This window comes from Algoriphagus confluentis (genome assembly GCF_036245625.1).
Taxonomy (GTDB): Bacteria; Bacteroidota; Bacteroidia; order Cytophagales; family Cyclobacteriaceae; genus Algoriphagus; species Algoriphagus confluentis.
In genome coordinates this window covers 39063-59637 of the sequence record NZ_BTPD01000004.1, presented here as the reverse complement: position 1 = coordinate 59637, position 20575 = coordinate 39063, and the positions used below count along the sequence as shown (strand labels likewise).

The 20575-nt window shown below is 43.5% G+C and carries 16 protein-coding genes; 12 read left to right on the top strand and 4 right to left on the bottom strand.

Annotated features, from left to right (window positions below; genetic code table 11):
* Positions 1-10: 10 nt before the first annotated feature.
* From AAA943_RS06700 to AAA943_RS06650, 12 genes are all read left to right on the top strand, one after another.
* Positions 11-1660 carry a SusD/RagB family nutrient-binding outer membrane lipoprotein gene (locus AAA943_RS06700; RefSeq protein WP_338223460.1) on the top strand — a complete coding sequence of 550 codons (1650 nt, stop codon included), beginning with the start codon at positions 11-13 and terminating at the stop codon, positions 1658-1660.
* A gap of 24 nt (positions 1661-1684) precedes the next feature.
* A complete protein-coding gene (locus AAA943_RS06695) occupies positions 1685-2614 on the top strand; it encodes a hypothetical protein (RefSeq protein ID WP_338223459.1) in 930 nt (309 codons plus the stop codon).
* A gap of 136 nt (positions 2615-2750) precedes the next feature.
* Positions 2751-5540, top strand: a complete 2790-nt coding sequence (locus AAA943_RS06690; protein WP_338223458.1) for a 2-oxoglutarate dehydrogenase E1 component — start codon at positions 2751-2753, stop codon at positions 5538-5540.
* A 94-nt stretch (positions 5541-5634) separates the two neighbouring features.
* On the top strand, positions 5635-7173 hold the full coding sequence (gene odhB / locus AAA943_RS06685) for a 2-oxoglutarate dehydrogenase complex dihydrolipoyllysine-residue succinyltransferase (RefSeq protein ID WP_338223457.1): 1539 nt from the start codon (positions 5635-5637) through the stop codon (positions 7171-7173).
* Positions 7174-7339: 166 nt separating this feature from the next.
* The gene (locus AAA943_RS21870) at positions 7340-7552 is read left to right on the top strand and encodes a four helix bundle protein (protein WP_420915596.1); all 213 of its coding nucleotides are present in this window, start codon (positions 7340-7342) and stop codon (positions 7550-7552) included.
* Positions 7553-7617: 65 nt separating this feature from the next.
* Positions 7618-9018: a dihydrolipoyl dehydrogenase gene (lpdA, locus tag AAA943_RS06680; RefSeq protein WP_338223456.1), complete on the top strand. Its 1401-nt coding sequence runs from the start codon at positions 7618-7620 to the stop codon at positions 9016-9018.
* A 135-nt stretch (positions 9019-9153) separates the two neighbouring features.
* Entirely contained in the window at positions 9154-11757 is a 2604-nt protein-coding gene (locus tag AAA943_RS06675; RefSeq protein ID WP_338223455.1) for a hypothetical protein, read from the top strand.
* 69 nt (positions 11758-11826) lie between these two features.
* Entirely contained in the window at positions 11827-12603 is a 777-nt protein-coding gene (locus tag AAA943_RS06670; RefSeq protein ID WP_338223454.1) for a Rossmann-like and DUF2520 domain-containing protein, read from the top strand.
* Positions 12604-12907: 304 nt separating this feature from the next.
* Complete coding sequence (locus AAA943_RS06665; protein ID WP_338223453.1) at positions 12908-13561, top strand: DUF2589 domain-containing protein; 654 nt, start codon at positions 12908-12910, stop codon at positions 13559-13561.
* Between the two features lie 42 nt (positions 13562-13603).
* Positions 13604-14752: a hypothetical protein gene (locus AAA943_RS06660; protein WP_338223452.1), complete on the top strand. Its 1149-nt coding sequence runs from the start codon at positions 13604-13606 to the stop codon at positions 14750-14752.
* 11 nt (positions 14753-14763) lie between these two features.
* Positions 14764-15306, top strand: coding sequence for a DUF2589 domain-containing protein (locus AAA943_RS06655; protein ID WP_338223451.1), 543 nt, complete (start codon positions 14764-14766; stop codon positions 15304-15306).
* Entirely contained in the window at positions 15306-15629 is a 324-nt protein-coding gene (locus AAA943_RS06650) for a hypothetical protein (protein WP_338223450.1), read from the top strand. Before AAA943_RS06655 ends, AAA943_RS06650 begins: the two co-directional genes overlap by 1 nt.
* Here AAA943_RS06650 and AAA943_RS06645 read toward each other — a convergent pair whose 3' ends face one another.
* The 4 genes from AAA943_RS06645 to AAA943_RS06630 all read right to left on the bottom strand — a co-directional run bounded on the left by AAA943_RS06645 (position 15630) and on the right by AAA943_RS06630 (position 20401).
* A complete protein-coding gene (locus tag AAA943_RS06645) occupies positions 15630-16472 on the bottom strand; it encodes a pirin family protein (RefSeq protein WP_338223449.1) in 843 nt (280 codons plus the stop codon).
* 20 nt (positions 16473-16492) lie between these two features.
* Positions 16493-18019, bottom strand: a complete 1527-nt coding sequence (locus AAA943_RS06640) for a carbon-nitrogen hydrolase family protein (protein WP_338223448.1) — start codon at positions 18017-18019, stop codon at positions 16493-16495.
* A 22-nt stretch (positions 18020-18041) separates the two neighbouring features.
* Complete coding sequence (locus AAA943_RS06635) at positions 18042-19337, bottom strand: Zn-dependent hydrolase (RefSeq protein WP_338223447.1); 1296 nt, start codon at positions 19335-19337, stop codon at positions 18042-18044.
* Positions 19338-19402: 65 nt separating this feature from the next.
* The gene (locus AAA943_RS06630) at positions 19403-20401 is read right to left on the bottom strand and encodes an acyl-ACP desaturase (protein WP_420915594.1); all 999 of its coding nucleotides are present in this window, start codon (positions 20399-20401) and stop codon (positions 19403-19405) included.
* Between the last annotated feature and the right edge of the window lie 174 nt (positions 20402-20575).

Here is a 20575-nt window from a genome sequence, read left to right as displayed (position 1 = left end):
AGACACAATTATGAAAAGAATTCTATATAGCATGACCTTGGCAGGCAGCTTGCTTTTTGCCACGTCATGTGAAGATAAATTGGATGAACTTTTGGAGAACCCAAATGCTGTAAACGCCCAGACGGCTTCTCCGGATTTTCTGTTGAACAGAATACAGTTAGATTATCAGGATCTTTGGTTTAGCATGTCTGATGATGGCGAAAGACTCACCCGAATCATCAATCAAGGTTCTGCGCTGTATGAATTGGCTTATGCACCAACGTCGAAAAACTTTGCATGGTCTACTGCCTATGCAGGGGTTCTGGCGGACATTGATTTCCTTCTGCCACTTGCTGAGGCGTCTAACTTCCAAAGACATATGGGTATCGCCAAGACCATCAAAGCCATGGTTTTGTTTGACTTGGTGGATACTTTCGGAGATGTCCCATTCTCTGAGGCCTTAGATCCAGCCAACTTCAATCCCAATGTCGATCCTGGAGCCCAGATTTATGAAGCTGCCTTCGGTCTTTTGAATGAAGCTGCTGCTCACTTCACTGCAAACTCTGCCGGTAATCCGAATGACTATTTCTACAATAGAAATTACACTCGTTGGGTGAAATTTGTGAATACCTTGAAGCTGCGATACTTCCTCAACAAACGATTGGTGGATCCATCTGGCTCTACGGCGGGTATCAATGCTTTGATTGCAGAAAACAACATGTTGGGTACCGGTGATGATTTCGTTTTTCGTTTCGGTACTACACAAGCTGACCCGGATTCCAGACATCCTAAATTTGCAGGTCAATATACCGCCGGTGGAGGTGACTATCAGTCTACCTTCTACATGTGGCATTTGACTGAAGAAAAAGGCTTTGATGATCCTAGGGTAAGGTATTACATGTATCGTCAGTCTCTGACCAATACCTCCAACCCTGATGAGCAAGAGTGTATCAATCAGCTCCCTCCTCCTCAATACTTGGTAGGTCAATTTATCTACTGTAACCCGGGTACAAGAGGCTACTGGGGTAGAGATCACTTGGATCCAGACGGTATTCCACCAGATGGGTTGAGGAGAACTGCCTACGGAACTTACCCTGCAGGTGGTCGTTTTGACGACAATTCAGCTGCTCCGGTAAACAATCCTACTTTGGGAGCTGCAGGCGCTGGTATTCATCCTATTATGTTGGCAGCTAATGTTGACTTTATGCTGGCAGAAGCTGCAATCACACTGGGAACTACCGGAAATCCTAAGGCCTTAATGCTTTCCGGGATTACCAAGCAAATGAATTTTGTAAGAGCTTTTGCTTTGGCAAGTGCTCAGGGTGCCGCTATTCGTACCTTTGATCCGGATGATCAGTTTACCAGATCAAGAGACAATTACTTGGCATTTGTTGGTGACCGATATGATGATGCGCCAAATAACACTGAAAAGATGAACGTGATCGCAACAGAATACTGGCTCTCTCTATATGGAAGTGGAGTGGAATCCTACAACCTGTATAGAAGAACGGGAATGCCGCTTAGAATGCAGCCTGCTTTGGAAGAAATTCCCGGGCCGTTTATCCGTTCTTTCTTCTATCCATTGAACTATACGGTAACCAATACCAATGCGCCGGCGAGGACCAATCTCGCGGAGCAGGTGTTCTGGGATAATAATCCTCCTTCACCTTGGATTTATTAACCAAAAAATTAGAAAAACATGAAAATGCTAAAATATAGTTTCGGCTTGTTCGCAATGGCCCTTGTCTTTCTAAGCTCCTGTAGAGATACGGTAACGCCTAATGTGCCTTACACCGACTTCGACAATGGGGCTTATTTAAGAACAATTGCCAGAACCAGTACGACCTTCAACTTCTTCAATCTGGCTAATTCCAGATTTGCCCTGACACTCGAAGCAGTGGACAATGAAGATGGTGCTACAGTGGAAACTGTGGAAATCCGAGTGAGACACCGCAGGTTGATTCCGGGTGTAGGTTTGGAGTTCACCCCTGCTAATGATGTTCTAGTGACTACACTTCAGGCATCTGACTTCCAACCAAATCCAGATTCCCGGTTCTTGAGAACTTCCTTTGAAGTATCCGCTTCTGCTGCAATTTCAGCGGTTGGTTTGACACCGGCAGATATCGAAGGGGGTGACGTTTTCGAATTCCGGTTGGTTTTGAATGACAAATTCGGAAGACGATTCAGCTCGGACAATGTGACCACCAACGTAGCGGGTGCACCATTCTATGCATCACCGTTCCAGTATCCTGTTTCCGTCATCTGTCCTTCTGATTTGGAAGGTACTTACGAGTTTGACCAAGTAGACACTTTCTGCGGTAGAACAGTTTCAGGTTCTATTACCTGGACTGCTGTGGCAAGTACACCGGGGGCATACACGCTATCTGATGGTACCTTTGGTGCTTGGAGTGTGTGCTACACAGGTACTCCTTGGGGCAACGGAAACGTGAGAATAAACGATGCTTGTAACGTATTATCTATGTCTGGTACTGACAGATTTGGAGATTCCTATTCTATGACAGTAATCAGCTCTACTCCGGAGTTGTTGACTATTGAGTGGGAGAATACTTACGGTGAATTCGGTACTGTGGAGATTAAGTCTAATGCAGGAAAGCCTTGGCCTAGCTTCAGGTAATTCTTCCTAATGGAAAGTTAAAGCAGCGCTGAAAAGCGCTGCTTTTCTTTTTATTTTTAATATTTGCTAAAACAAATAAGCGATTTTTTAATCTAACAATTTGATCCTAGTTTTGTTAGCCTTTCAAAAACACACCATGGATAGATTTTCATACATCGCCAATGCGCATGTTTCCTACATTGATGAGTTGTACTCCTCATTCAAAACCGACCCTTCCTCAATAGACCCAAGCTGGAAAGAATTTTTTGAAGGATTTGACTTTGCTCTGGCCAATTATGGACAAGACGAAAACGGTTCTTCGACTCCAGATTCTTCCTCTTCAACTCCAAAAAATGGTTCATTGGCTACCCCAGGAACAATTATGGACATGGAGCAGCTTCCCAAGGAGATAAAGGTTCGTGCTTTGATTCACGCCCACAGATCGCGAGCCCATTTGAGATCCAAAACCAATCCAGTCCGTGAGCGCAGGGATAGAAAAGCCTTGATCGATCCTCAGGATTTTGGATTGGGGGATAGTGATATGAGCACGGTTTTCCAGGCAGGAAAGGAAATCGGAATCGGAAGTGCCAAGCTTTCTGAGATCATTTCTGCACTCAAAACAATCTATGAAGGCCCTATGGGCTTTGAATACCTGTACATCCGCGATCCGGAGATGCTGGATTGGTTCAAAACCAAAGTAGAGAAAGAGGCTTTGGCTTTCAATCCTTCTGTGGACGAGAAAAAAAGAATCCTCTTTAAACTGAATCAAGCTGTAGTTTTTGAAAACTTCCTTCATACCAAATATCTAGGGCAGAAGCGATTTTCCTTAGAGGGGGGTGAAAGCACTATTCCATTTTTGGATGCGGTCATCAATACCTCTGCCAAGCACGGAGTAGAGGAGGTTATGATAGGGATGGCTCACCGAGGTAGACTGAATGTCTTGGCCAATATCATGGGTAAAACCTATGAGCAGATTTTTTCCGAGTTTGAAGGTACGGCCAAGCCAGACTTAACGATGGGTGACGGTGACGTCAAATACCACATGGGCTACTCTTCAGATATTGTCACTCCCGAAGAAAACAAAGTTCACCTCAAACTTGCTCCCAATCCTTCCCACCTTGAAGCTGTAAATCCCGTAGTTGAGGGCTTTATTCGAGCCAAAATTGATTCCGAACATCAGGGCAATGCCAAGAAGGCACTTCCAATTCTGATCCATGGGGATGCAGCTGTTGCCGGTCAGGGAATTGTCTACGAAGTGACTCAAATGGCAGGCTTGAAGGGATATAATACCGGAGGTACCATCCATTTTGTCATCAATAACCAAGTAGGTTTTACTACGGACTTTGATGATGCCCGGTCTTCAATCTATTGTACAGATGTGGCTAAAATTATCGATGCACCTGTGATTCACGTGAATGGGGATAATGCAGAGGCGGTAGTTTTTGCTGCCAAGATAGCCGCTGAGTTCCGTCAAAAATTCAGTAAGGACATCTTTGTGGATATGGTTTGCTACAGACGGCATGGACACAACGAATCTGACGAACCTAAATTCACACAGCCTGAGCTTTATAATATCATTTCCAAGCATCCCAATCCCAGAGAGATCTATATCAAAAGGTTGACAGAAAGAGGGGATTTCGATGCCAAGATAGCCGCCCAAATGGATGAAGAATTCAGGCAACTACTCCAGGATAGGCTGAATATGGTGAAAGAAAAGCCTTTGCCTTACCAAGCCACTAAGTTTGAGAGAGAATGGGGCAGTCTTCGCCGTTCCAAGCCGGAGGATTTTGAACAATCTCCGGAGACGGGTATTCAGGAAGCTCATATTACAAAAGTTGCAGAGGCTTTGACTGCAATTCCTAAAGGATTCAAGCCAATCAAGCAGATTGAGGTTCAAATGAAGCAAAGAAAAGACATGTTCTTTGAATCCAAAGAGTTGAACTGGGCGGCGGCGGAACTTTTGGCTTATGGGAGCTTGCTATTGGATGGAAAAACCGTACGAATCACCGGGCAAGACGTTCAGAGAGGGACCTTCTCCCACCGACATGCGGTCCTCCATGATGCCAACACAAATCAGCCTTACAACTCCCTAAAGGAAATGAAGGATAGAAAGGGGCAGTTTCATATTTATAATTCTCTTCTTTCAGAATATGCTGTGTTGGGTTTTGAATATGGATACGCAATGGCCAATCCCAACTCTTTGACCATTTGGGAAGGGCAGTTTGGTGATTTTGCCAATGGGGCACAGACCATGATTGACCAGTTCATTTCCTCAGGCGAATCCAAATGGCAAAAGCAAAATGGAATTGTGATGCTTTTGCCTCACGGCTACGAAGGTCAAGGTCCAGAACATTCCAATGCTCGTCCTGAGCGTTTTCTTCAGCTTTCGGCAGAGTACAACATGGTGGTTGCCAATGTGACCGAACCATCCAACTTCTTCCATTTGCTGAGAAGACAATTGACTTGGGAGTTTAGGAAACCCTGTATAGTCATGTCACCTAAATCCCTGCTTCGTCACCCCAAGGTGATTTCCCCACTTTCGGAGTTTACTTCTGGAAGATTCAGAGAAGTACTTCCAGATACAACTGTGACTCCAAGAGATGTGAAAAAAGTAATTCTCTGTACAGGTAAAGTCTACTATGACCTGGAAGAAGCGAGGGAAAAAGAAAAAGTCAAAAATGTGGCGATTATCCGCATAGAGCAGCTTCACCCTCTTCCAAAGAAACAGATCCTGGACATTCTCAGTCAGTATAAGGATGCTGAGGTGGTTTGGGTACAGGAAGAACCCGAAAACATGGGATATTGGAATTACCTTTTGAGATTACTCTACAAGGATCTACCGATGCAAGTCATCGCACGAAAGCCAAGTGCATCTCCGGCTACCGGTTACAACAAAGTCCATGTAGAAGAGCAAAAGAATATTGTATCTCAAGCGCTAAAAGTTTAATCTTATTCCTTTACCGGAGGCAAGTAGACTCCAATCCGAAAAATCATTTGTAAAATCCTCCTTTCTGAAAGTAGAAGGGATAAAAAAAATAACCATGAGCAAAGAAATGAGAGTGCCTACCGTAGGTGAATCCATATCCGAAGTCACCGTAGGTCAATGGTTTAAAAAAGACGGAGATCAAGTTCAGATGGATGAGGTCCTATGTGAACTTGAGTCTGATAAGGCAACCTTTGAATTTCCTGCAGAAGCAGCAGGCATAGTGAAAATCAAAGCACAAGAAGGAGATACTGTGGAGATTGGAGGATTAATTTGTGTGATTGAAGAATCCGGTTCGGACTCGGATTCGGGTGCCGATTCCAAAGCATCGGAAGATGAAAAGCCTGCCAAGAAATCCTCCCAATCCAGTGGAAGTGGTGAAGTAAAAGAAATGATTGTCCCGACAGTAGGAGAGTCCATTACTGAAGTGACTTTGGCCAATTGGATCAAGAAAGACGGAGACTTTGTCAGCTTGGATGAAATCATCGCCGAGGTAGATTCTGATAAAGCCACTTTTGAATTGCCGGCAGAAGCCACCGGGATCCTTCGTCATGTAGCCAAAGAAGGCGATGTACTGGAAATCGGCGGACTAATCTGCAAGATTGAGGTCACAGAAGAAGCTCCGGAAAAAGAAGACACTGCTCCTGATAAGGAGAAAGAAGAAAAGTCAGCATCTTCCAAATCCGATTCCTATGCTTCTGGGCATGCATCCCCCGCTGCAGCCAAAATTCTTTCAGAAAAGGGAATCAAGCCTGATGAGGTAAAAGGAACAGGGAAAGACGGAAGAATTACGAAGGAAGATGCTCAAAATGCGGAAAAATCAGCACCAAAGGCCGAATCCAAACCAGAAAGCAAATCGGATGCTCCAGCAGCACAAGCTCCACCTCAGTCGGGTTCAAGAGATGAGCGTCGTGAGAAAATGTCTTCTTTGAGAAAGACCGTGTCCAGAAGATTGGTCTCCGTCAAAAATGAGACCGCCATGCTGACCACTTTCAATGAGGTAAACATGAAGCCTATCATGGACCTAAGGTCTAAATTCAAAGATCAGTTTAAAGAAAAACATGGTGTGGGTCTTGGATTTATGTCTTTCTTCACCAAGGCTGTATGTGTGGCTCTTCAAGAATGGCCTGCTGTCAATGCTAAGATCGACGGGAATGAAATCATTTACCACAACTACTGTGATATTTCCATTGCAGTATCGGCTCCAAAAGGCTTAGTGGTACCAGTGATCCGAAATGCCGAAGGGATGAGTTTTGATCAGATCGAAAAAGAGGTGGTACGATTGGCTACCAAAGCGAGAGACAACAAGCTTTCTATCGAAGAAATGACGGGAGGTACATTCACCATCACCAATGGTGGAGTCTTTGGGTCCATGATGTCCACACCGATCATCAATGCACCTCAATCAGCCATCTTGGGTATGCACAATATTGTAGAGAGACCAATGGCTGTCAACGGAGAAGTAAAAATCCTACCAATGATGTATGTGGCGCTTTCTTACGATCACAGAATCATCGACGGGCGTGAATCGGTCAGCTTCCTGGTAAGAGTGAAGCAGCTCTTGGAGGATCCAACTAGGCTGTTGTTTGGAGTTTAACGGTATTTGGTAGGTAGAATCGGGTATGGGAAGACCCTGATATGAGGATTTGGAAGTTTACAAAAAAGCTGTAGACTTTGCTGTGGAAATTAGTCTGAGAACTAGGAAGTATCCGGTTTTTGAGAAATACGCACAGGTAACCCATACCAATTGAGCGGCTTATTCGATATCCAATACTATTACAGAGGGTGCAGGTAGAGGAGGAAATCCCGAGTTTCGGAATTTTCTCCATTATTCTCTTGGTTCTCTAATCGAAGTAGAAAATGAATTGCTCCTTGCCCATCGGCTTGGGTATAGTCAGGAGTCGGAGTATTCCGATTATCGGAATAAGTCCGAGATTATCAAGAAGATGTTGATTAACCTGATAAAAGCGCTCTAAATACCAAATACCACATACTCGAATAGTAGTTACTGAATTAAACATAACCTATAAAAACAGGTAAAATGAATTACGATCTAATAGTAATCGGTTCTGGTCCAGGTGGTTATGTGGCAGCTATCCGTGCTGCTCAACTTGGAATGAAAACCGCGATAATTGAAAAATATTCCACTTTGGGTGGTACATGCCTCAATGTAGGCTGTATCCCTTCCAAAGCACTTTTGGATTCATCTGAGCATTACCACAATGCTGCCCATACCTTTAAAACCCACGGAATCAATCTGTCCAATCTCAAAGTGGATTTGAAGCAGATGATCGCCCGAAAAGACGATGTGGTGAAGCAGAATGTGGATGGGATTCAATTTCTCATGAAGAAAAACAAAATCGATGTCCATCACGGAATGGGCTCTTTTGTTGACAAAAACACAATCAAGATTACCAAGGAAGACGGAAAATCGGAAGAGATCCAAGGTAAAAACATCATCATTGCTACTGGATCAAAACCTGCCTCCTTGCCCTTCATCAAATTGGACAAAGACAGAATAATCACTTCCACCGAGGCTTTGAAAATGAAAGAAATTCCCAAGCACTTAATCGTGATTGGCGGGGGTGTGATCGGCATGGAACTGGGTTCGGTCTATGGAAGAATGGGGGCTAAGGTTTCTGTTGTTGAATTCATGGATTCTTTGATCCCATCTATGGACAAAACCATGGGCAAGGAGCTGCAAAAGTCCCTCAAAAAGCTGGGTTTTGAATTTTACCTCAAGCACAAGGTTACTTCGGTGGAGAATAAAGGCAAAGAAGTAATCGTCAAAGCTGAGAACGGAAAAGGTGAAACCATTGAGATCAAAGGGGATTTTGTGTTAGTTTCCATCGGCAGAAAGCCCTACACGGATGGCTTGAATGCAGAAGCTGCTGGAGTGAAACTGAATGAAAGAGGTCAGGTCGAAGTTAATGAACATCTGCAGACCTCTGTGCCTAATATTTATGCTATCGGCGACGTCATCAAAGGAGCGATGCTCGCTCACAAAGCAGAGGAAGAAGGGGTATTTGTAGCTGAGACCATCGCTGGTCAAAAGCCTCACATCAATTACTTGCTTATCCCCGGGGTGGTCTATACTTGGCCTGAAGTAGCTTCCGTAGGATATACTGAGGAGCAATTGAAAGAAAATGGTAGAAAATACAAAGCAGGAAAGTTTCCTTTTATGGCCTCCGGCAGAGCCAGAGCCTCTATGGATACGGATGGATTGGTTAAGGTCCTAGCCGATGCGGAAACAGACGAAATCCTTGGAGTTCATATGATCGGTCCACGAACAGCGGACATGATCGCTGAGGCAGTAGTAGCCATGGAATATCGGGCTTCGGCTGAGGATATTGCCAGGATGTCCCACGCTCACCCTACTTATACGGAAGCCTTCAAAGAGGCCTGCCTTTCGGCTACCGACAACAGAGCCCTGCATATTTAGATTTAGTCAACCTGACTTTAAAACCATTCCGGAACAATCGGAATGGTTTTTTTATTTAATATTTGAAACACGGCTGAGTCTCAATTTTTTATTTTAGACTAATTTTATATTTTTATTAAAACCAAATTTTCTAAAATGAAAGTTTTATTATTTTTCTCGTTAGTGCTGGGGACCAGTTTTGGCTTATGGGCGCAGACCGGAGTGGTCAAAGGAGTGGTCAGCACTCTGGAGTCTGATCAGGCTATTTTCCAAAGTCAAGTTTTTATTCCGGGCACAAGTTACCAGTCATTTACGGATAGTACGGGAAGTTTCACTCTAGCTGGAGTTCCTTTTGGCTCGTGGAAGTTAATGGTAGGAAAAGAAGGCTTTTTACTTAAGGAAATAGATGTCGTGGTGGGCTATCCCGAACAATCCATTTTTCCGATTCAAATTTTGTTGGAAACTGATTTACAAACTGTCCCAAGTCAAAAAATAAAATTTGCTACACATAAAAGGAATTTAGAAGCCTTCCGTCGAATGCTGGTCAGGGGAGCCTCAAGTGAAGAAGAAATCATTTTGGTAAACCCAGAAGTTCTGGAGTTTATTGAAAAGGATAAACAAACCTGGGTATATGCTAGGGAAATGATCTTGATCCAAAACCTGGAAAGCTCCTATTTGATTTCTATGTGGCTAAGAAATCCTATTCTTTTAAAAAGTGAATGGAATTCAGCTGATATTGCAATTGCCTACCTTGAAATTAGTCCCAATTCAGCTGAGGAAAGTAAGTTACAGCAAGAAAAGCGAGTAGCCCTGTATGAAAAGTCTCCGGTCTATAAAATCAGGAGACTCATATCTGAAGAGCCAGACCAAGTTACGCTAAGTTCGACCAACACGAAAGGAGAATTTTTTTTCAAAATCAAGAATCCAGGAAAGATAAATACTGGGTTTGATGTAGGAGATACAGAAATCCTGATTCGAGCAAATGGTGTACCCGTGAATCGTGATTTGGTAAACGCCAAAAATGAAAGTTTCCAAAATCCCTTACTGTTCCTTCCTGATGATTTTAATTATGAGCAAACACAGACCTTGGCTCAATTGGATCCTACTGTCGAAAACTTAAAAGAGAGTGTTTTTTTACATACTGACAGAGATATTTACCTAATCGGGGATAATTTATATTTCAAAGCCTTCATGATCTTCGGGAATCCGTTGATGGTGGCTGAATCAAGCAAAATTCTCCATGTAGAAATTCTGGATACCTTAGGAAATTCGAAAATTCACAAGATTTTTTCCTTGAAAAATGGCATGGCCGAAGGCAAAATCAATTTGGGACCTGAGTTAGATACCAGAGATTTTGTAGTAAAAGCATATACCCTTTGGGGATCAAATTATGGATTGGGGTCTGAATATGTCAAACCTATTCAAGTATTGACTGCCAATTGGCAAAAAGATACAGATCTATCAGGTACTTATGGAAAAGGAATCTCAGCATTTACAGATAAGGAAATTTACCAAGCCCAAGATTCAGTGAAGCTAAACTTCATGTTAAATGGAGTGAATGGCCAAGTCATTGGTGGCAATCTTTCTGTCTCAATCCTTAAAGATGATGCTCTGATTTTGCAGAATTCTGAATTGAATTCCTTTGTGGAATTTTTAAAAATTGAGAGGAAATCCCCCGCTTTTGATTTGGAAAGGTTCAAATTGGACAAGGAGTATGGATTTATTCTAAAAGGAAAAGTGAGTGACTCGACTGCGTTTGTGGATAGATCCAAGTTGGAAGTATTAGTGAATGGTTTTTTGGATAGAAGGGAATTAAGTACAGATTTATTTGGGAATTTTTATCTGGAGAAATTGCAATTTGAAGGAAAGTTTTCTCTCGCTGTAAAGGGCCGCAACTTCAATGGTGATCAACTGAAAAATATCGATATCACCTACGTGTCTTCACCTAATCAAGTGGATTTTTCAAAAATCCATTTTCCCAAAACGAAAATGATTTCTAATTCTCTACCCTATATAGATTCGCTGAGAAGGGAGTATATGAAGATGAGAGCGGGCGAAATTCTCTTGGAAGAAGTAGTCGTCGATGATGTGAAAGAAAACCCTCTTTATCGGATGCCCTATGGCAAACCGCATAAAGTCCTTGAAATGGATGGGATTTATTTATCTGGTGATACCAGGCAGTTTATGTATGCCTTTGTCAATCGAGTGGCGGGCTTTAGGGTTGCAGGAAATCCGCCAATTATACTCAACAGGAGAGGTTCTTCTTTAGGGCCTCCCCAGATATTAGTAAATGGTTCGCCAATTACTTCTACCTCTGGATCTACTTTGGTTGGATATGATTCAGAGAATCAGTATAAGGCTTTGTCTATGATCAATGTGTTCAATATCGATCGGATAGAAGTGATTCCGACAGTCGTCGTGGCATTAGGCGAGGCGGGTGAATTTGGTGCAATAAATATTATTCTGAAAGATGGGATTCAGCTTGCCAAAGAGAATTCCCATCCTTTTAAGGAATATGATCTATGGGGACTAGACAACGAGAAGGTTGATTTTGAGATTTTGGCCTCAGATATTAGCTCCACTATATTTTGGAACCCAAGTGTCAAAATTTCACCTAATCAGACCTCCACTTCGGTTCAGTTCAAGCTACCAGAAGATGTCGAAGCATTTTGGGTTGTTGTCAATGGAGTCAATGCATTGGGCGAGCCAGTTTCAGGGAGATTTCATTTTAACCAAAAAAACGTGGCATTGGATCAATGATTGCCCGATGTGAATTGATGGGTTTTTCTAGTTTTTTTGCTTTTTGCTGAATTTTGATTTCATTCAAAGATGAAGTTCAAAATAGCCCTGATAGGAGCAGGAAATGTAGCTTGGCAACTCGCTCCTGCCTTGGAAGATGCCGGGCATGAAATTACTGAGGTATATTCCCGTGAGTTGGCAAAAGCCACGGAAATTACTGAGCGGGTTTATGCTGCAGAGCCCAAGGACGATTTGGATTTTTCGGAAAGTAAGGCACAAATCTTCATTTTGGCAGTCAAAGATACCGCCATTCCTGAAGTAGCCGATGCGGTTATTTTGCCTGAAGGAAGCATTCTTGTCCATACTTCCGGTACAATGCCCTTGGATATTTTGGGATACAGTTCGGCCAGTTTCACGGGGATTTTTTACCCTCTTCAGTCATTTACCAAAGGGAAAAAAATCGATATGGATGAGGTCCCGTTTCTTTTGGAAGCAGAGGATGAAGAGGTGCTCCAAAAGCTGAAAAAATTGGCAAAAAGTCTTTCTCCTCTGACATTTAACGTCCGTTCTAAAGATCGGAAGGCAGTGCATATAGCGGCTGTATTTGCCAGCAATTTTTCCAATCATATGATCAGAATAGCGGAGGAAATCATGAGACGGCAGGGTTTGGATTTTGAGATGCTCAAACCTCTAATTATTGAAACCATTTCTAAAAGTCTGCAAATTGGAGCAAAAAAGGCACAGACGGGTCCGGCAGTAAGAGAGGATTATGAGACCTTGGAGGAGCACGTCAAGTTTTTGAATTATAATGAGCAAGTCGCAGAAATCTACCGGCTCATTTCTCAGGATATTATCGACGCCTCCTAATCAGCCAAGGTAAATGGGAGCATATTTTCTCTTCCATTTTTCCGATGTCTGCTTTAGGAAAGTAAGATTTTAGGAGGGTTGCAAGGTTTTGCTTTTTTCTTTTTTTTGGCATATAAAATTTGGTAAAAATTGGGGATTGTCTAGGTGAAATTCTATCAAATCAGCATCAAGAAGTTTTTCTTAATTCGGTTTTGCTTGACTTTACAATTTTAAATTCCTTACTTTCAATCGTTTAGTATTCGATTTTGTCCAATTGGACCTCTGATTTTTGAATTCCTTTTTTTCCACCATAAATAATTTTATTATGAGTTATGTAAATCGAACCCTTCGCTCCCTGCCTTTTGGCAGAATCATAGGGGGCCCCATGGTAGCGGCCATTCAATCCCAAGGCCTCGCCGCGAAATCCACTGTGAACTTCATCAAAGAGGTAGGTTTTAAGTCAGCTCCAGAAGAGCAAAACGGCGACCAAGACGAAACCCTTGGTGACGTACGTAATGTTACTTTCCGCTATTCCAGAAAGACTGCAGGAGGAAGCGCAGGCGGGAATGACGCAGGAGAAGAAACGGTAACTTTGACTGTACCAATTCTTACCATTGTACCGATTCCTTTTATCCGGATTCAGGAGATGACTATCCAGTTTACAGCCAACATCACTGAGCAGCAAGAGTATAAAAGTGGAAGTGCCAGCAGTGCTAGTGTCGCAACAGATACGACAATGAGCTTCAAGGCAGGCGGATTCTTCTCTCCGGTAAAGTTTAATCTCAATGCCAAAGTGTCTACACGAAACAATTGGAGCAGTCATCAGAGCAACAAAGTCAATACTTCCACTCAATATACCATGGATATTCAGGTGAAGGCTGTTCAGGACGAAATGCCTGCCGGTCTCGCCAAAGTATTGGATATCATGGAACAGGCTATTTTGGAAAAACCAGCTAGTGGTGGGGGAGGAGGGGGTTAATCCATCCTCCTTCTATTTTTAATTTCAAACCTCTACTTGACTATGAGCCAGTTAAATGGAATAATTGCGTCTATACTCAGCGATATCAATGAGGCCAAATCCAAGGCCGATGAGGCATCCAGAGAAATAGCCAAAGCCTATGCTTCAGATCAGATTCTTAGGTATTTTCCTGTCCCTAGGATAGGAATTCAACATCTGGAAGTGGAAATCAAATACGCCGTCACCGGTGTAGAAGAAAAGCCCGCCAATCCAGCTCTTTCCAAGCAAAGACTTGCTGATTTGGCAGCAGTTTTTTCAAAAGAAACCGCGGCTGAAATCAAATCTCAGCTTAAGAATCTGACCCAAACCAATGAGTTATACAAGGGGCTGGGTAGTTCCTATCCCTCAGAGGAATGGGAAAAATCCCTTTCTGAACAAATCGAGGATACCCTTTTGGAGGGAATCAAAACCAATGATCCAATAAAAATGACTGCTTTGGTTAAGGATTCCTTCACAAAAAATCTGCAACCCTTATTTCCTGTCGTTCAGAAAAACTCCTCTCTGGCTGTAATTCCTCTAGAAACGGGTGAATTTCAGGTAATTGGCTTGGATAAAAAAGGACAAGCAGAGTTTGTAATCAATGAGAGGTTTGAGGATAGCGGAAAAGCACTCGCTGAAGCCAAGCTATTCTCAGAATCTTTGAAAAAAGGAAAGGTGGAAGTGGGAGTGACCAAAAAAGACACCGAAAGTAAATCTGAAATTGCGAAAGTGAAGGTTGGGAATAAGGAAGTAGAGATCAGCGCATCTTCCCAAAAAATAGGGACTGGAGCTTCAAAGGCCTTTTTTGATAAATCGGTTTCAGAAAAGGCAGCCGCACTAAATAAGGCTACAGGAATAAAGCCAATCTGGATGAGCGGTGCCTCTGCATCCAAACGTCCGGGAAATACCCCCGCCCCTAATCCAAAAGATGATTTTGAAGAAGATCTGACCATGGCCCGATTAGCAGAGCGAGTCTTGGCCAAGAAAATGCCATTATTTGAAAGTAGTGCAAGCAAGATCCTTTCCGATAATGTGGTGACCAAGATGCAGGTCTCAGTGGATAGCGAAGCAATCAGCAAGGCCAAGCCCGAAAGTATCGCTACCATCAGGTTTACGCTTGGATCACAGGATTTTACTCTCCTTGATGACGAAAACAAAACTTCCATTCTTTAATCCAAAAAACGATGATCACTCCCAGATACATTTCTGACCTTTTAGGAGCACCTTTGGCTGCGGTAGTTCAGGCAGAGGCGATTGCAGCCAAAGCGACTGCTGAATTCATTCAGGAAGTGGGTTTTTCCAAGACTTCCACATCCAGTGAGGAGGACTTTGGGGAGGTAAGAAATATCATTTTCTCTTATCAAAAAGTGGAGGCTGACGGTTCATCCAAAACTGCCAAAATAGCCGTTCCCTTATTGACTATCATTCCCATCCCCTCCTTAAAAGTAGCTGAGGCAGAGATCGAGTTTGACTTAGCCCTTTCCCAGCCGGACCAATCTGCAAGCGTTCCCAAAAGCGGAGGTTCCATTGGGAATAAATTTATCGGCGATACCAGTGCCTTAAGGTTGAAGGGGATATTCGGGAAAAAGCCCACCCCAAATCAGCCCAATACCACCCAAGCTGCCACAGCAAATATGAATGTCAAAATCAGACTGGCCCAGGCCGAACCTGCCATCGGAATGGTTCAACTGCTGAATATTTTGGATAACGCAAACAAAGAGACCTAATGGCCAATTGGATTGTCACCTTCAAAGACCGGATTCTAAGCTGGTTTGGGATAGGGAAAAAGGAGTCCCAACCTGCTGAGCCGGAAAAAACTCCAATCGTAGAAGTAGCGCGTCAGCCGGGGCTTTCCTGCCCGGAATGCGGTACCAAACTAGTCATCAGCATTGCATCTTTGATCAATTATGAGCCTGTGCTTTGCCACGGATGTGGATTGGAGCTGACCATTGATCAAGAAAAATCCAGACAATCCATTGAATCTCTGAGGAGATTGCAGGATGGTCTGGATCAGGCTGAGAAAATCAGGTCAGATAATCAACTGAATTGATCAAGCAAACCCTCCAGCTTGGTAATCTTGATAAGCTTCGTAAATCTGCTGTTGGGTATTCATCACAAAAGGCCCCTGAGCTACTACAGGCTCGTTGAAAGGCAAGGCATGACCCAAAATCAAGATTGACTCCTCCAAAGCTTCCACCTCTATTTTTTCCCCAGAATTGGCAAATTCAATTAAATGCCTCATGTGTAGGCCCTCGCCATTTACTTTAAGCTCTCCCCTGACGATATAGAAAAACACATTTTCTGAGGCGGGAATGGACTTTTCGAATTTTCCACCCTTGTCTAAATAGATCGTGCTCATTTGGATCGGGAAATTTCCTTCAAAAGCTCCCTTTACTCCGTTCCACTCTCCAAACAACTGCTGAACTCGAACCTTTCCTTTGTCCAGTTCGAATGCGGGGATATCCTCTTTTTGAAGACCGATGTAATTCGGGGCAATCATTTTTTTGGAGGCAGGAAGATTCAGCCAAAGCTGAAGAATTTCCAAATCTCCGCCTTTACGCTTAAACTCCGGACTCGAGACTTCTGCATGAATCAGCCCTTTGCCTGCGGTCATGTACTGTACACCCCCAGGTCCAATGACTGAGTTTTTACCTGTGGAATCTGAGTGCATGATATCGCCTTCTAAAATGAAAGTCACGGTTTCCATGCCCCTGTGTGGATGGGGACCAAAGGGCAATCCTTGATTTGGTGAAGGATACGTTTGGAATCCGTGGTGATTCAGAAATAAAAACGGGTCAATCATAGAGAGTGAACGGGTGGGCATTGGGCTGTAAGTGACCAAATCGTCAATGGGCCTGTATTCCGCTTTGTGAGTTTTCTTTATGATTTTCATCTCTTGGTGAATTTGAGTGTTTACTTTTTTCTGAGTTCAAAGAGGTCTTTTCTCCTGTCTTTAAGATTTCTAACACTTCCAAATTCGTTAAGTTCACGAAGGAGAGAAAGGTCTACATCCGCGATCAAGGTCATTTCGGTATTGGGGGTAGCCTCTGCTTTGATTCCATTGCTCGGAAAGGGGAAGTCGCAGGGTGTAATCACCATGGACTGAGCATATTGCATGTCCATGTTGTGGACTTTGGGAAGGTTGCCCACACTTCCCGCCATCGCTACATAGCATTCATTTTCTATTGCTCTCGCCATAGCACAGTGCCTCACCCGGGAATATCCGTTTTGTGTATCGGTCAGGAAAGGGATAAATAAAATGTCCATTCCCTGCTCAGCCAGGATTCTGGACAGCTCGGGGAATTCCGCATCATAGCAAATCAGAATGCCGATTTTTCCGCAATCGGTATCAAATGCCATGAGTTGACTCCCTCCCTGCATGCCCCAAACTCTGGATTCCAAAGGGGTGACGTGCAGCTTTTCGTAGTGCTCTACGGTTCCGTCCCGTTTGCAGAGATAACCTACATTGAAAAGCTTGTTTTCAATCATTTTTGGCATAGAACCGGTGACGATATTGATATTATAGGCTACGGACAATTTGGAAAATCTATCCCGAATCTCGTCAGTAAACTTGGCAAGCCCTCTTACGGCATCGGCTTCCGAAAGGTGATTGAACTCAGCCATGAGGGGGGCATTGAAAAGCTCGGGAAATAAGGCAAAATCAGACCGATAGCCAGATACTGCATCGATAAAATATTCTGCCTGCTGCATGAGCTCATCAAGGTTTTCATAGAGTCTCATTTGCCATTGTATCAACCCAAGCCGGACAATGGTTTTGTTGGGAAGAGGCTTTTTGGAAGGTTTTTCGTAATACACATTATTCCATTCCAGCATCACCGCAAATTCTTTCGAAGCTTTATCTCCTTCCAAGTAGTTGGTGAGAATTCTGCTCGGGTGAAAATCATTGGCCAATTGAAAGTTTAAAACCGGGTCGTAGATTTCTTTCATTCGCACCTTTTCCAGGTATTCTTTGGGGCTCATTTGATCTGAATATCGGTGATAATTGGGAATCCTCCCTCCAAATACAATTCCTTTCAGATTCAATTTTTCACAGAGTTCCTTGCGGTAGTCATACAATCTCCTGCCAAGTCTAAGCCCTCTGAATTCCGGTTTGATGAATACATCAATCCCGTACAAAAGATCTCCATCGTCTGCATGGGAGTCAAAGGTGAAATTCTCCGTCACATCCACATAGGTATGTTCCCCTTCCAAGAGATCTTCATGGACGATAATGGAAAGCGCACATCCTGCCAAGAAACCGTTGATTTTGATCACTACCTGACCTTCCGGAAATTTTGAAATCAGGGTCTCAATCTGGGCTTCTTTCCAATAGGCGTCCGGCATGGACCGATAGGAAGAAACCATAGCTTTTTTCAGTTCCTGATAGTCTGAGAGTTTCAATAACTCGAGCGCGATCGAATCGATTTTGTGTGGATTCATGGGGATGGTTTTGTCAAAAAAACTACTTTAACAAGCGGTCTAAGCTCAAGATTGTTCCCAATAGAACATTTGCCCCATTGGCGATGTCCTCTTTGGAAGAAAACTCCTCAGGGGAATGACTGATACCATCCTTGCTTGGAATAAAGATCATGCCCATTGGGGCTATTCGGGCCATTTCCTGTGCATCATGGCCTGCTCCGCTTGGAAGACTTTTGGCGCTGAGGCCAAGTATGTCCGCCTGATTTTTGATTACCTCACGGATCATGGGGTCTGCCAAAGCCGGTTTGCTGGCTACCTCGATATGCTCGATGTCCAATTGAGTTCCACTTTTTTCAGCTAATTCCTTTGCCTTAGATTCGATTTCTTTGTAGATCGTCCAGATTTTTTCAGAAGAAAGGTCTCTGATTTCAAGATTGAGTTTTACTTCTCCCGGGATTACATTTCCAGCCCCAGGGAAAGCTTGAATTTTCCCCACAGTCCCCACCTGCCTCCCTTCGAAAGAATTAACAATCCGATTGACTTCCAAGATCAACTCCGCCGCCGGAAGCATGGGGTCTTTTCGCATATTCATGGGCGTAGTGCCGGCATGATTGGCCTTGCCCTTGAACGAAATCTCCCACCATTCGATAGCGACTATGCCTTCGACCACACCGATATTCAGTTTTTCATTATAAAGATTTCCTCCTTGCTCGATGTGCAATTCCAAAAATGCGGCTATGTCACCCGGATTTCGCTTTATTTCTGGGATTCTTTCCGGATTGCCTCCAAGAAGCTTTATTCCTTCAGCTTGAGTCACTCCGGCATTGCTGACTACCTGTAGCGCTTCTTGGCTCAATTCACCCACAAGAGCACGACTTCCGATCACCCCTCCCTCTTCATTGGCGAAAACAATCACTTCCAAAGGATGATCGGTATAAAGTCTGTTTTCAGCTAAAACCTGGACCACTTCAATGGCACTCAGAGTACCCACAGGACCGTCGTAGTCTCCTCCGTTGGGGACTTCATCAATATGAGAACCAAAAGCGATGGGAGCCTTGTCCCGATCTCTTCCGGGCCTTTTTCCAATTATGTTTCCCGCAAAATCCACACGAACCTCCATACCAGCCTTAATCATTAGGTCTTTGATAAAACTTCGGGCCTCTATATCGTGTGAGGAATAAGCTACCCGGTCGCTGCCTCCTTTTTCATTTTTTCCATAGGTAGATAAGGTCATCAGGCTGGAATGCAGCCTATCCATGTTGACTTTGAGGTCTTGGGCGGTACTTTTTGGCTGAAAAACAAAAAGAACAAAAAGAAGGAGGAAAACAGGATACTTCATTTTCTTGAGTGGTAATGGAATTAGTATTTACAAAAAAGTCCCTCTTTTCAGAAGGACTTGAAGGTTTATTTCAACCAGGCGAGTTTGACTTCATCTGGGGCTTTTATCCGGTCTGCCAATCTCATGTACCTGTCTGCTAAGTTGGATAGGTAATCCTGTGCTTTTGCTGCCAGGTCATTGAGCCCTGTCACAGCCTCTACCTTCCAGTGGTCGACCAGGTGCTGAATGATTCGGGCATAATCCCAACCTGTGTAAATGCCCACTTTTTGGGTGATTTCTGAAAAATCCCTATACAAAGACTGTCTGCTACCGCCTTCACCCATGAGTACAGCAGGCATCACGATTTGCTTTCGCATCATTTTCTCAAAAGCAACCATGGCCCCACTGGGATCAATTTCAAAAATCTTAGACATAAAGGTCTTGTAGGCTTTTTCATGTCTGGCTTCATCTCCGGCTATGGTTTTGCAAATTCTCGCCAAAACATGGTCTCCGGCCTTGTCCGCCAGTTTTCCGGTGTTCACGTGAGAGATTTTGGTAGCTCTTTCCTGAAAGGAAGTGTAAATCATTGCCTGATAGGGATCAGATTCCGACTTAGGGTCAAACCCATTGGAAATCAGGCGATGGATAGTTTGCTCTACGGCTTTCATATCTACTCTTCCTGTCAGATAGAGGTACTTGTTTAGCAAGTCTCCGTGTCTATTTTCCTCTGCGGTCCATGCTTTGGACCACCTTACCCATCCTGAAGGAGAAAGTAGACTTCTCTCCTCGTTGATTCCTTCCAGAAGATTGAAATAGGTCTGATAGGAAGGCAACGCCTCCTCAGTGATCATATTCCCTACCAAAGAGGTCAATACTGTATCCGGAATTCCCTCTGCCCTCATTTGCAGAAGCTTGATATCTTCTAAAGCCTCTGGATTGGACATGTCTGGCAAGAAATCAGACGGCTGCCAGCATTCATCGGGATCCACCAGCACATTATCTACAGCATCGCCCACGATGGCATCCAGCTGGGAAATGACTTCCATATTTTTTTCCAGCTCGTAATTGATAGGTTTTGAACTCATAATATTCGGGTTATCTGACTCTTATCTTGAATTCTGGTTTGAATCCTTATAAAGGTAAGGACAATAATGCAGAATAGATATGTAAAAACTCTAATCCTCATTTGAGTTTCCATGAGTGGATTTAAACCTACTTGGAAATAAAAAAGGGAACTTATTCCAGCTCCCTTTCTTGAA